12 protein-coding genes are annotated in these 12,698 nt (G+C 52.5%); 3 read left to right on the top strand and 9 right to left on the bottom strand.

From position 1 onward, the window contains the following. Positions 1-120 precede the first annotated feature (120 nt). The 5 genes from POG22_RS16770 to rpsB all read right to left on the bottom strand — a co-directional run bounded on the left by POG22_RS16770 (position 121) and on the right by rpsB (position 4,039). The gene (locus tag POG22_RS16770) at positions 121-1,098 is read right to left on the bottom strand and encodes an aldo/keto reductase (protein WP_498906513.1); all 978 of its coding nucleotides are present in this window, start codon (positions 1,096-1,098) and stop codon (positions 121-123) included. A gap of 53 nt (positions 1,099-1,151) precedes the next feature. Further along, a complete protein-coding gene (locus tag POG22_RS16765) occupies positions 1,152-1,607 on the bottom strand; it encodes a MerR family transcriptional regulator (protein WP_498906511.1) in 456 nt (151 codons plus the stop codon). 89 nt (positions 1,608-1,696) lie between these two features. Further along, complete coding sequence (locus POG22_RS16760; protein ID WP_498906509.1) at positions 1,697-1,831, bottom strand: hypothetical protein; 135 nt, start codon at positions 1,829-1,831, stop codon at positions 1,697-1,699. Positions 1,832-2,417: 586 nt separating this feature from the next. Further along, a complete protein-coding gene (tsf, locus tag POG22_RS16755; RefSeq protein WP_063719462.1) occupies positions 2,418-3,077 on the bottom strand; it encodes a translation elongation factor Ts in 660 nt (219 codons plus the stop codon). Between the two features lie 44 nt (positions 3,078-3,121). Beyond that, the gene (gene rpsB, locus POG22_RS16750) at positions 3,122-4,039 is read right to left on the bottom strand and encodes a 30S ribosomal protein S2 (RefSeq protein ID WP_063719461.1); all 918 of its coding nucleotides are present in this window, start codon (positions 4,037-4,039) and stop codon (positions 3,122-3,124) included. A 456-nt stretch (positions 4,040-4,495) separates the two neighbouring features. On the opposite strand from rpsB, the gene POG22_RS16745 reads away from it, so the two are divergent. After that, complete coding sequence (locus POG22_RS16745; protein ID WP_498906506.1) at positions 4,496-5,761, top strand: BaiN/RdsA family NAD(P)/FAD-dependent oxidoreductase; 1,266 nt, start codon at positions 4,496-4,498, stop codon at positions 5,759-5,761. Between the two features lie 74 nt (positions 5,762-5,835). Here the strand turns inward: POG22_RS16745 and POG22_RS16740 are convergent, their stop codons facing one another. The 3 genes from POG22_RS16740 to POG22_RS16730 form a co-directional block, all read right to left on the bottom strand. Next, positions 5,836-7,014, bottom strand: coding sequence for a glycosyltransferase family 4 protein (locus POG22_RS16740; protein WP_498906504.1), 1,179 nt, complete (start codon positions 7,012-7,014; stop codon positions 5,836-5,838). 46 nt (positions 7,015-7,060) lie between these two features. Beyond that, entirely contained in the window at positions 7,061-8,032 is a 972-nt protein-coding gene (locus POG22_RS16735) for a GDP-mannose 4,6-dehydratase (protein WP_017662739.1), read from the bottom strand. Positions 8,033-8,131: 99 nt separating this feature from the next. Then, complete coding sequence (locus tag POG22_RS16730) at positions 8,132-8,587, bottom strand: ATP-binding protein (RefSeq protein ID WP_063719458.1); 456 nt, start codon at positions 8,585-8,587, stop codon at positions 8,132-8,134. 214 nt (positions 8,588-8,801) lie between these two features. Here POG22_RS16730 and POG22_RS16725 point away from each other — a divergent pair, with 214 nt between their 5' ends. Next, a complete protein-coding gene (locus POG22_RS16725) occupies positions 8,802-10,730 on the top strand; it encodes an ABC-F family ATP-binding cassette domain-containing protein (protein ID WP_063719457.1) in 1,929 nt (642 codons plus the stop codon). Between the two features lie 127 nt (positions 10,731-10,857). Then, positions 10,858-12,504: a transglutaminase-like domain-containing protein gene (locus POG22_RS16720; protein ID WP_063719456.1), complete on the top strand. Its 1,647-nt coding sequence runs from the start codon at positions 10,858-10,860 to the stop codon at positions 12,502-12,504. A gap of 87 nt (positions 12,505-12,591) precedes the next feature. Here POG22_RS16720 and POG22_RS16715 read toward each other — a convergent pair. Continuing rightward, the coding region (locus POG22_RS16715) for a transposase (protein WP_498906064.1) at positions 12,592-12,698 on the bottom strand (107 nt) is incomplete at its 5' end.

Here is a 12,698-nt window from a genome sequence, read left to right as displayed (position 1 = left end):
CCCCCCCCCCCCCCCCCCCCCCCCCCCCCCCCACGGCTCCTCACACGCCAGATTTCGGCAATTCCGGCAACTGTTAGAATTCGAGCGGGGACTTCACTCTAGAGTCCCGATCGAGGTCGGTTAACGGTTTACCAATGTCATATCGGGATAGCGATCGCCGATGGCGACACCTTGCGGCATTACCGCTTCAATTTGTGCCAACTCCTCTGACGTGAGTTCGACATCGACAGCAGCGGCGTTTTCCTCGAGATACTTCGATCGCTTCGTTCCCGGAATCGGTACGATATCGTCTCCTCGCGACAACAGCCAGGCGATCGCCAGTTGAGCGGGAGCGACCCCTTTATCGCCAGCAATTTGCTTGACTCGTTCGACTAATTCCAGGTTTTTGGTAAAGTTTTCCCCTTGGAAGCGAGGCGATAACCGTCGGTAATCGTCTGGAGCGAAATCGTCGGGACTTTGAAAGGCTCCGGTTAAAAAGCCGCGTCCGAGGGGACTGTACGCTACAAAACCGATGCCTAATTCCCGTACCGTCGGTAAAATTTCCTCCTCGGGTTCCCGACTCCAAAGGGAATATTCCGTTTGCAGTGCCGCAATCGGGTGAACGGCGTGAGCGCGGCGAATCGTGGCAGGAGCAGCTTCGGAAATGCCGAGATGGCGCACTTTTCCTTCTCGAACCAGTTCCGCCATCGCTCCGATGGTGTCTTCGATGGGAACGCTGGGATCGATGCGGTGTTGGTAGTACAGATCGATGGTTTCGACACCCAACCGCTGCAACGAGGCGTCGCAACATTGGCGCACGTATTCGGGTTTTCCGTTGACGCCGACAAAGGAGCCGTCTGTACCGCGAACGATACCGAATTTCGTCGCCAGTACCACGCGATCGCGGCGATCGGCGATCGCTCGTCCGACGAGTTTTTCGTTGGTAAAGGGGCCGTACATATCGGCGGTGTCGAGAAAGTTCACCCCCAAATCCAAGGCGCGATGTAAAGTGGCGATCGCTTCGCTTTCGTCCCGTCCGCTGTAAAACTCGGACATTCCCATGCAGCCGAGTCCGATAGCCGAAACGGTGAGATCTCGACCTAATTTTCGCGTTTTCACGATTTGATACCTCTTTTCGACTTCTGTGAAATAGCTGTCGTACTGTCGGGGGGTTAGAGGCGGTTGGAAGATCGACGACTCGGCAAAGTTTGCTCGTTGGTTTGAGTTTCCTCTGGGGGAAACAAACCGCTGGCTTTAGCTTTCGCCTCTAGTTCCCCGTAATGTTGGATTTTCCAGTCGATAACAGCGAGATTTTCTTGCAGTTGTTGAATTTGCGCCACCATCACCTCCCGATGTGCCTCGAGGAGTTGCCGTCGTTCCTGAGCTGTTTCGTCGGGGGACTGTCGCATCAACGCTGCGTACTGCTGCATTTGACGGATTGGCATTCCCGTCAGTCGCAAACGGTTCAAAAACTCGATCCAACGGATGTCTCGGGTCGAATATCGACGATGTCCGTTGGCGAGGCGGCGAATGGGGGCGATGAGATCGCACCGTTCGTAATACCGCAGCGTGTGGACGCTGAGTCCGGTGGCTTCTGCAACCTGCTGAATCGTGAGTTCCGGTTCCATATCTGCAAGGTACAAGTTAGAGCGCACTCGAAGTCAAGTAAAAATATTCGAACGACGTGAGAACGGGTCAGAGCGAGTGACAAACCGTATCAGTGGGGAATTTCGAGCGATCGCTCGTTTGGCATAACGTCGTCTCGAAGGGCGATCGAGACGATCGACCTTTCAATTTTAGCGATCGCGGATTGTCGGGAGGCGATCGCACGTCTGGATTTGTATACCCACATCAACACAGACGATGGTATTTGACATCCTCTCCCAGCAACCCTAAATCAGTTGTGTAACAAAATTGAGACAAAAAGGGAATCGGGAACGGGGAACGGGGAACGGGGAATCATATTTTTTCGGGTGTTTTAATTTTTGACGACCCATTTGGAACTGCTATATATCCTCGTTATTTAGAAATTCAAAATAGCATAGCAATCCTAAATAGACTGTGTAATAAACTGTAGACAAACAGGGAACAGAAATAAAGGTTTTAGGTCTTTTTCTGGTGTCTTAATCTATGACAACTGATTTGGGACTGCTATAGTCTAATACGGAATCCAAATCTCAAACACTGGTTTTACCCAGTCAGACAAGCCCCTCTATCTCCCCAACCTCCCTTTCAAAGGGGGACTAAGGGGGGATGTGGTGAAAACTTCTTGAAACCTAGCCAATCGGAAAAGGATGGAGTATAAAAAATGAGAAATAAGTCTATAAAAAAACACGGGAGCAAACCTAAGTTTACTCCCATATTTTTCCTCAAAAACCTAAATTTTAAAACCTAATTAAAACCTAAGTTTCAGAAGAATTCATAGCTCGTAAAACGACTTACGCTTTACCGCCAGCCTTAGCGACTTCTTCAGCAAAGTCACACTCTTCTTTCTCAATGCCTTCACCGAGAACGAAGCGGACAAAACGACGCACCTGGATGTTTTCACCCAACTGTGCCACCGTTTGTTTCACCAACTCGTCAACCGTGATGTTTTGGTCGCGGATGTAGGGCTGTTCCAACAGAGCCAGCTCTTTCAAGCGTTTAGCAATCCGGCCGTCCACGATCTTCTCGCGAATGTTTTCCGGTTTGCTGGCCAGGTCTTCACGACCCATTTCCACTTCCTTCTCTTTCGCGACGAAATCCGCCGGAATATCCTCAACCTTTACGTATTCCACGTTCGGGCAAGCAGCAACCTGCATCGCCACGTTGCGAACCAAATCTTGGAACTCCTCGCGACGAGCCACGAAGTCCGTTTCGCAGTTGACTTCCACCAGAACCCCGACGCGGCCGCCAGTGTGAATGTAGCTGCCCACCAGACCTTCAGCAGCAACGCGACCTTCTTTCTTGTTCGCCGAAGCAATGCCTTTCTGTCTCAACCACTCCATCGCTTTGGTCATGTCGCCATTGCTTTCTTGGAGTGCTTTCTTGCAATCCATCATGCCTGCGCCAGTTTTTTCGCGCAGTTCCTTTACATCTTTTGCTGAGATTTGCGCCATTGTTGCTTCCGTTCCTCTAGTGTACGCAGAACTGCGATCGCTCGCTATTCTTCCTCAGATGTGCTGTCATCAGAGTCAGTGTCGTCGGAACTTTCATCAGACACATCTGCATCCTCCGAACTTTCATCAGACACATCTGCATCCTCCGAACTCTCATCAGACACATCTGCATCCTCAGAACCCTCATCCGACACATCAACTTGAGCTTCTTCTTCCTCTTCGTCCTCAAAGTCCTCGACGCCGTAATCGTCGTAGTCGTCCTCAGACAAAGTATCGAGCTGGCCGTGACGACCTTCGTAAATCGCATCGGCAAGTTTGCCCAATATTAGCTTAATCGATCGGATCGCATCGTCGTTAGCGGGAATGGGAACGTCCACAGCGTCCGGGTCGCAGTTCGTATCCAACAGCGACACGATGGGAATATCGAGCTTGTGGCATTCTTGAACTGCCGTGTACTCGCGGCGTTGGTCTACGAGAACCACGATGTCGGGAACTTTACGCATTCCCTTAATTCCACCGAGGTACTTCCGCAGTTTGAACAGTTCCCGACGCAGCATTGCCCCTTCTTTTTTAGGGCGAAGGTCGAGATTGCCCGATTCTTCGAGGTTTTCGAGTTCTTTGAGTCGCTCGACGCGGGTTTTAATCGTCGTCCAGTTGGTGAGCATTCCCCCCAACCAGCGTTGGTTGACGTAGTACGCCCCGCAGCGAGAGGCTTCTTGAGCGATGAGTGCGGCGGCTTGACGCTTGGTGCCGACGAACAGGACTTTTTTACCCGCTTCGGCCGCAGTTCGCAGATAGTCGTAAGCATCTTCGAGCAACTGGGCGGTTTGCACCAAGTCGATGATGTGGACGCCGTTGCGATCGGTGAAGATGTACTGCGACATCCGGGGATTCCAACGTCGCGTCTGGTGTCCGAAGTGAACTCCGGACTCCAGCAATTGAGCCAAAGTCACGACTGCCATGTATTCTTTTCTCCTTTTTCGGGTTCATCCTCCATCCAGTGTTTGATTTCCGCTCGGGACTTTCTCCCGAAGTGCGTTGGGAAACACCCGAAACGCTGGATGTGCGAGATTGAAATTTGACAACCTTATAAGGTTAGCACGGGAGAGGGGGAGCCGGGGAGAGCCGGGAAAAACCTATCGACTGTCAACTATCAACTGTCCTCACTGGCGACTGGTGACTGTCAACTATCAACTGTCCTCACTGGTGACTGGTGACTGTCAACTATCAACTGTCCTCACTGTTCACTGCTCACTGTTGACTGTTCACTGTAAAAGGTGCGTGACGATTTATCGGTCTAAGGATCTACACACCCTATGTTTCAAGTCACGCACCCTACGACTCGAACTGAGCTTGTTCTAGATACCGGGTTTGTTAAAGGGCATACTTTATATATTTGCGGTATTTTTTGATTTCTCTTGAACGAACCTCTTTCTATTCTGGTTGTCGGTGGCGGTGCGGCGGGATTTTTCGGTGCGATCGCCTGTGCGACAGCGAATCCCCAACATCGCGTTACCCTCCTCGAAGCCAGCCGCAAACCGTTGCATAAGGTTCGCATTTCTGGCGGCGGACGTTGTAACGTCACTCACGCCTGTTTCGATGCGGCGTTATTGGCGAAACACTATCCTCGCGGCGGCAAAGCCCTACGAGGGGCGTTTACCCGGTTTCAACCTCGAGATACTGTCGAGTGGTTCGCCAAACGGGGCGTCAAATTGAAAACGGAAGCCGACGGACGGATGTTTCCCACCACTGACGATTCGGAAACCATCGTGCAATGTTTGCTCAAAGAAGCCCGCGAAACGGGGGTTCGGTTGCGGTTGCAGTCTCCCGTGTCGTCTGTGAGTCGGGAGGGAACGGGATTTCGGGTGAGGTTGAAAAACGGCGAAACTTGCTACGGCGATCGCTTGTTACTGGCGACGGGGAGCCATCCGAAAGGATATCAATTCGCTCGGGATTTGGGACATTCGATCGCCCCTCCCGTTCCGTCTTTGTTTACCTTTAATATTGACGAGCCGAAATTGCACGAACTGGCTGGCGTCTCCGTTCCCGAGGCGACGGTTCGACTTCCCGAAGCGAAACTCACTCAATCGGGGCCGGTGTTGGTGACGCATTGGGGGTTCAGCGGCCCGGCGATTTTGAAACTCTCGGCGTGGGGGGCGCGATTTCTGTGCGATCGCAACTATCGCAGTCCCCTTCTCGTCAACTGGCTACCCCAGGAAAACCCCGAAACCCTGCGACAACAGCTTCTCACTGTCAAAACTCGGGAAACCCGAAAGGCGATCGCAACCTTTTCGCCGGTCGCGTTACCTCGGCGATTGTGGTTGTATCATCTGACGAGAGCCGATATCGACGGAAAAAAACGCTGGGCGGAACTCTCGAAAAAAGAGATGGCGCGTTTGGTGCGTCACCTACTGCAAGACGAGTATGCCGTAACGGGGAAAGGTATATTTAAAGACGAGTTCGTCACCTGCGGCGGCGTCAACTTGAAAGAAGTCCATTTCAAAACTCTCGAAAGTCGCCGTTGTCCGAACTTGTATTTCGCCGGAGAACTTCTCGATATCGACGGCGTAACGGGAGGCTTTAATTTCCAAAACGCCTGGACGACGAGTTGGCTGGCGGGAAATGCAATGGCGATGACCAGTTACCAATCACCCGTCACCAGTAAAAACAGGTTTCAGCCGTAGGAGGCGTATTTTACAGTGAGCAGTGAACAGTGAAGACAGTTTTCAGTTAACCGTGTCTGAGTTGTCACATCATCTCAAGATCGCGGCAAAATTTCCCGCAATCGCTTCGCTAACACCTGACTGCTGAAGGTGGCCAGGGTTTCTTGGCGCAGCCATTCTCCGTTGCAGCGGCGATCGCCCCCTTTGAGAATTTCAATACAAGCTTGTGCGACCGCTTCGGGATCGCGATGGGGAACTTGCCAACCGAGGCGTCCGTCTTGCAGGGGATCGGCCGAACCGTCGCTATCGCCGGACAACACCGGAATTCCCGTGGCCATCGCTTCGAGATAGACGATGCCGAAGCCTTCTTGAGACGGCATGATATAGGCATCGGCCGCGCGGTAGTGGTCGGGCAGTTCTTCGGTGGGAACGAACCCAGCAAACACGACGCGATCGCTGACTCCCAACTCTCGGGTCAGATTTTCCAACCGGGGTTTGTCGTCGCCGCGTCCGATGACGAGATATTTGACATCGGGACACACTTCGAGAATTTTCGGGAGGGCGCGAATCGTCACGTCTACGCCTTTATAAATATCTCCCGACCACAGCCTCGCCACCGTCATCAACACCCGAGATCCGTGTAAATTGTAGCGATCGAGGAGATGTTGGGGTTTCGGGGCGGGGGAAAACACCTCCCCGTCCACCGCACAGGGAAGCATTTCAAACTTATCGGGATCGAGGTGGTTGGACTCGCAGGCGCGATCGCGACTGTAGCGACCGATCGTCCAAATACTCTTGGCGCGGCGGAGCGATCGCCGATCGCGAGGGGGTAAAGGTTGCCAGACTTCTTTTCCATAAGTCATGACCGTATAGGGAATATCCAGCCACCGACCCAGGAACTCCGTTAGCGGTGCGAGTTTGATGTGTCCGCAAACGAGCCAATCGGGTCGATCGCGAACGCACCGTACCAGCAACGCCCACGCCAACCGCAACCGTCCCAACCACGCCCAATTTGACTGACAGTAGTGAAAGCGAAATACGTTGGGAGCGTCCCGATGCTTGCGGGGGTCGAAGGGGTTGTCGCAATCGACGGGATCGCGCAATAAATAGACATCGGCTTGAGGAAACTGCGAGGAATTCGAGACGCTGACGGCCTGTTGGTACGCGTCGAGAACGTCTTTCACGTAGGATTGAATACCGCCCTCACAGGCAAAAATTTCCAGAAACACGAAAACGTGAGGGGGCGCGACGGGGGTTTTAGGCTTGTCCTTCATGGGGCGGGGTTCCGTGCAGCAATGCGTAACAGGGCCAGAGCGATCGTCAAGCGGAGGTCGGTTCGGAATTCAGACGTGCATCGACCATCATGCGAGCGACATCGTGCATATCGTATCGAGCTTCCCACCCCATTTTCTCCTTGGCTTTGTTGGGATTGCCACGGCCGATGGAAATATCGGTGGGACGATACAAACTTTCATCTGTCGTGACGTGGTCTTGCCAGTTCAGTCCTAAATACTCGAATACGGTTGCGACGAAATCTTGAAGTTTGTAAGTTTTTCCCGTGGCGATGATGTAATCTTCGGCCGCGTCTTGTTGCAGGATGCGATACATTCCTTGAATGTATTCTGGGGCCCAACCCCAATCTCGTTGGATCGAGGTATTGCCGAGATAGAGTCGTTCGGGGCTACCTTGGGCGATGCGACAGGCGGCGGCGACGGTTTTTTGGGTGACGAAGCGTTCGGGACGCAGGGGAGATTCGTGGTTGTAGAGGATACCGGAACAGGCGAAGAGACCGTAGGCTTCGCGGTAGTTGGCCACTTCCCAGAAGGCGGCCGCTTTGGCGACGCCGTAGGGACTTCGGGGGCGAAAGGGGGTGTTTTCGTCGGCGGGTTCGCCTCCCGTGTCGCCGAAACATTCGCTCGAGCCAGCGTTGTAGAGTTTGATGGGGGCGCCGATGAAGCGAATGGCTTCGAGGAGGTTGAGGGTTCCGGTAGCGATGCTGTCGAGGGTTTCGACGGGTTGGTTGAAGGACAAGCCTACCGAACTTTGGCCGCCGAGGTTGTAGACTTCGTAAGGTTGAGCTTTGTCGAGAACTTGTAAGACGCTGCGAAAGTCGGTCAGCGTCATGGATTCGAGTTTGACGCGATCGCGGATACCCAACCGGACGAGGTTGCGGAACGACGACATTTGGGCGTCGCGGGAGGTGCCGCAGACTTCGTAGCCGCGATCGAGTAAAAATTTTGCTAAATACGAACCGTCTTGACCGGAAATTCCGCAAATCAATGCCTTTTTCATCTGTTCGGTCCAGCGAGCGTGTTGCCTCTAGTATAGGGAATCGATTCTCGAGAATCGATCCGTTGCCGTGCGCGATCGTCGGGGGCGTCCGGAGTCTCGTCACGTCGTGTTCGAGTCGTTCTGAGATCTCCTTTCCAGATGTTTTTGCAAAATCAGACAATTGCGGCGATCGCTACAGCGTTCGTAGACGACGCGATCGGAGAGTCGTCGCAGGAGGAACCAACCGTAACCCCCTTGACGTAAGGTTCCCGGTTCGGGTTCTTCGACGTCGTCGGGATCGAAGGGATCGCCGTAGTCCCAGATGCGAATTTCGAGGCGATCGGTGTAGAGACTCAGTTCGAGGTCGATGGGCGTTTCCGGCGGGCGATCGTGGTGGGCGTGGCGCACGGCGTTACTGAATCCTTCGGCGATCGCCAGTTTGAGGCAGTACAGTCGCGCGTCAGTCCAAGTTGAAAGGGGTTTGTTCTGGAGGCAAAAATCCTCGAACCATTCCTGCACGCGAATCAGGACGCTCAGGTCGCTGCGAACCGTTAGACGGCATTGCCTCAAGGACACGGTCGATCGATCTCCTGGTGCTTGTAGCGGTTGGGGGTTGGTACTGGGCGAAAAGAGATGCCGAGGATGCGACGGTTCGCGGGGGGCGAGCAGTCTGCGAGGGGGCGATCGCCTCGAGGATCGGTTCCCATTTCGATTATAATTACCTGGGGTAGAGTGAAACGAAAACGCCTCACAATTCGACGGCACGCACCGATTTTAGCCGAGCAAATTCATGAGTATTGTAACACTACAATCGATCGAAAAAGACTTTGGAATTAAAGAAATTTTACGGAACGCGACGTTCAGTATCGATGCGGGGGAAAAAGTCGGTTCGATCGGTACGAACGGCTCGGGAAAATCCACGTTATTGAAAATAATTGCGGGAAAAGAACCCTTTGACGCGGGAGAAAGACTGGTCAACCGCAACCATCGTATTATTTATCTTCCCCAACAGCCAGAACTCGACGAAAATCGTACGGTTTTAGAACAGGTTTTTGCCGATTGCGGTGAAAAAATGTCTTTGGTCCGTCAGTATGAGGAACTGTCCCATCGAGTGGCGCAGGTAAGCGGAGCGGAACTCGATCGCACGTTGTCTCAACTCACGCGTGTCACCGAACAAATGGACGCCGTCGGAACGTGGGATTTGGAAACCGAAGCGAAAATTATTCTCTCGAAATTAGGGATCGAAGATTTCGATACGAAAATCGGAACGTTATCGGGAGGATACCGCAAGCGAATTGCATTGGCAGCGGCGCTGTTAGCCGAACCCGATTTGTTGTTGATGGACGAACCGACGAACCACTTAGACGCCGAGGCTGTCGAGTGGTTGCAAAACTATTTACAGCAGTACAAGGGGGCGGTGGTGTTAGTCACCCACGATCGCTATTTTCTCGATAAAGTCACGACGCGAATTTTAGAAGTCGATCGCGGAGATTTGTACGAGTATTCGGGCAACTATTCCTATTATCTCGAAAAGAAAGCCCAAGCTGAAGAAATTGAAGCCGGTCGAGAGCAAAAACACTACAATCTCTTACGGCGAGAACTCGAATGGATTCGACGAGGGCCGAAGGCCAGAAGCACGAAGCAAAAAGCGAGAATTCAGCGGTTTGAAGGGATACAAAATACTGAATTCAAGCAATCTCTCGGAAAAGTCGATATTTCCACGGCCAGCCGTCGCATTGGCAAAAAAGTCATCGAGCTGGATAACATCGGAAAATCTTATAAAAATCGAACGCTGTTTGAAGGCTTTAGCTATAGCTTCGATCGCAGCGATCGTGTGGGTATTATTGGCGGAAACGGTGCGGGAAAATCCACCTTACTCAACATTATTACCGGACGAGTCGAACCCGACACGGGAACGGTCGAAATCGGTGAAACCATTCACTTCGGCTACTTCGACCAACATTCAGACAGTTTAATCGAATCTGCCAACCAAAATCAGCGAGTCATCGACTACATTAAAGAGGTCGCATCTTTTGTCAAAACTGCCGATGGCAGTGAAATTTCCGCCTCGCAAATGTTGGAACGGTTTCTCTTTCCACCCAGCCAGCAATACGCTCCCCTGCACAAACTCTCGGGAGGAGAAAAGCGTCGGCTGTTTCTGTTACGAGTGTTAATGGGAGCGCCCAACGTCTTAATCCTCGACGAACCGACCAACGATTTAGACGTGCAAACCTTAGCGGTGTTAGAAGACTATTTAGACGAGTTTAACGGTTGTGTCATTGTCGTCTCTCACGATCGTTATTTTCTCGATCGCACCGTCGATAAAATTTTCGCACTCGACCGCAGCGCGATCGTCAAACAATACCCTGGAAACTATTCTGTCTACCTCGAATACAAACAACGGGAAGACGAACTCGCCAAACAAGCCGAAGCCGAACAAGTCGCCGCGCAAGTCAAAACGACTCCCAAACCGAAAAATCCCCCAAAGAAAGACAAACCCCGTCGATTGTCTTACAAAGAAAAACGAGAATTAGAACGACTCGACGGCGAAATTCCCCAACTCGAAGCGCAAAAAACAGAACTCGAAGCGATGCTTTACGAAAATCCCCCCAGCGAACATCAAGAACTGGAAAAATTGTCGTTACAACTCGCCGAACTCACCCAAACCATCGACGACGCGACAATGCGCTGGTTGGAACTGGCCGAACTCGAATCTTGATGGCTTTAAAAGAGCGATTTTCTACCATAAAAATTAAAAATTGTCAAGAGCGAGATCGACTGTCTGCATACCTCAAGAATGCTACTGTAGTTTCACCGCAGCCCGACCTTCCGACACGATCTCGCCCATGATGACCAATCCCTGGCTAAAGACCCTTCGACCTTACGGCGTTTACGCCCTCCACGGCTTGACGGCTACCGACAACACCCTCGTCGCGGTCGATTCCGTGCGCGGCTATCTCGTCAGCCTCGATCCCAAAACCGACGACACCCGCGTTCTCAACCCTCACAACGCCGTGGATTTCGTGGGAGCAGCCGGACTTTGCCTGTGGGAAGAAACGCTTTGGTTCAGCCGAGGCGACACCGTTTATTACTGTACCCTCGACGACTTCACGCCCCAGCGATTCGTTACCCTACCCTACGCCGTTCAAGGTATCGCTGCATACGGGCCGGCCGTTTACGTCACCTGTCAAAAAGAAGCCTACATTTACGTTTTCAGTCGCGAGACGAAACGGGAAATCACGCGGTTTTACGCTCCCGGCGTTGGGGTCGAAAACCTCTGCGTGCGCGGCGAAGAACTCTGGGTCTCCGACACCATCGAACAAACCGTTTACTGTATGGATCGCGGCACGGGATCGATTCTATTTAGCTTGCTAACGCCGTTTCCGTCGCCGACTGCGTTGACGTTTTACAACCATCCCGAACTCGAGGAGAGCGTCCTCTACGTCGCTTATGCGATGGAAGAACCCTACATTCGCGACGATCCCAACTCCGCCAACCCCTATCAACTCACGTTTCGCGATCGCACCTTCGTCCATCCCCTACACGTCTACCACAACCCGGACAAACACTACACCCTCTCGAACGGCTACCTCATCGAAATGTCCTATGTCGAGGAACTTTCCCCCCTCGATCCGGTAGAGTTAGAAGCCTTAGAATGGCACATTGCCCTTCCCGTCGAGACGCCCCGTCAAAGCGTCCGACATATAGAACCCGTGGGACTGCCTTTTGAAACCCGCGTTATCGACGAACAGCCGATTGCCGTCTTTCAGTTCGATCGCCTCAAACCCCACGAAGCCCGAATTTTTGGATGGAGAGCCATCTTAGAAGTGCGGGGCATTAAATATCACTTCAAACCCCGCGACGTAGACGATTTACCAGAAATGCCACCGGAATACCAACAGCGGTATCTGGTGGATAACGATAACTTGGCGATGGATACCGAAACCGTACAACGGGCAGCCCGCAACGCGATCGGCACTGAAACCAACCTGTTACGCCAAGTTCTCAACATCCGCGATTACGTCTACGATCGCCTCGAATACGGCATCAAACCCCACATCGACACCCCCGATGTCGTCCTCAAACGAGGAATGGGGTCTTGCGGCGAGTACGTGGGGATTTTACTGGCACTGCTGCGACTCAACGGTATCGCTTGCCGAACCGTGGGACGTTACAAATGCCCCGATCGTGCCGAATCTCGAGAAGTTGCGCTACAACCGGACTTCAACCACGTTTGGCTGGAGTTTCACATTCCCGGCTACGGTTGGATTCCCATGGAATCGAACCCAGACGATATGCACGATCGCGGTCCTCATCCCCTGCGGTTTTTCATGGGGTTAGCTTGGTATCACATCGAACTCGTCAAAGGCGTGAAGTTCGAGAGTTTAGTTCGCGACGGCAAACGCATTGCCAAAGAAGAAGTGTCCTTGGGCGATTTGGCAATCAACCACGTGCGCTTTCGGATTTTAGAAGAATTACCCCCCAAGCGGTGATGGAGTGATGGGGTGATGGGTGGTCTCATACAATGAAAAGATTAGTCTGTGGTTTATCGAAAAACTTGGGTTTAAAACCCCGTCCTTCTAGGACTGCTTTCTCTGATTCTCAATGTATTGCTTGAGAATCTCGACAGGTGCGCCACCAACGGATGACGCAAAATAGCTCGGACTCCACAAGGCATCTTTTTTGT

It is taken from the genome of Geitlerinema sp. CS-897, from assembly GCF_028368005.1.
Lineage (GTDB): Bacteria > Cyanobacteriota > Cyanobacteriia > Cyanobacteriales > Geitlerinemataceae > Baaleninema > Baaleninema simplex.
Note: the sequence above shows the minus strand (reverse complement) of the source record. Positions and strands in the feature narration are given on the sequence as shown.

What these genes read in the sequence shown, in the direction of transcription:
- POG22_RS16765 (WP_498906511.1), bottom strand. Translation starts at nt 1,607, where the DNA reads ATGGAACCGGAACTCACGATTCAGCAGGTTGCAGAAGCCACCGGACTC.
- POG22_RS16760 (WP_498906509.1), bottom strand. Translation starts at nt 1,831, where the DNA reads ATGTGGGTATACAAATCCAGACGTGCGATCGCCTCCCGACAATCCGCG.
- tsf (WP_063719462.1), bottom strand. Translation starts at nt 3,077, where the DNA reads ATGGCGCAAATCTCAGCAAAAGATGTAAAGGAACTGCGCGAAAAAACT.
- rpsB (WP_063719461.1), bottom strand. Translation starts at nt 4,039, where the DNA reads ATGGCAGTCGTGACTTTGGCTCAATTGCTGGAGTCCGGAGTTCACTTC.
- POG22_RS16740 (WP_498906504.1), bottom strand. Translation starts at nt 7,014, where the DNA reads ATGAAGGACAAGCCTAAAACCCCCGTCGCGCCCCCTCACGTTTTCGTG.
- POG22_RS16735 (WP_017662739.1), bottom strand. Translation starts at nt 8,032, where the DNA reads ATGAAAAAGGCATTGATTTGCGGAATTTCCGGTCAAGACGGTTCGTAT.
- POG22_RS16725 (WP_063719457.1), top strand. Translation starts at nt 8,802, where the DNA reads ATGAGTATTGTAACACTACAATCGATCGAAAAAGACTTTGGAATTAAA.
- POG22_RS16720 (WP_063719456.1), top strand. Translation starts at nt 10,858, where the DNA reads ATGATGACCAATCCCTGGCTAAAGACCCTTCGACCTTACGGCGTTTAC.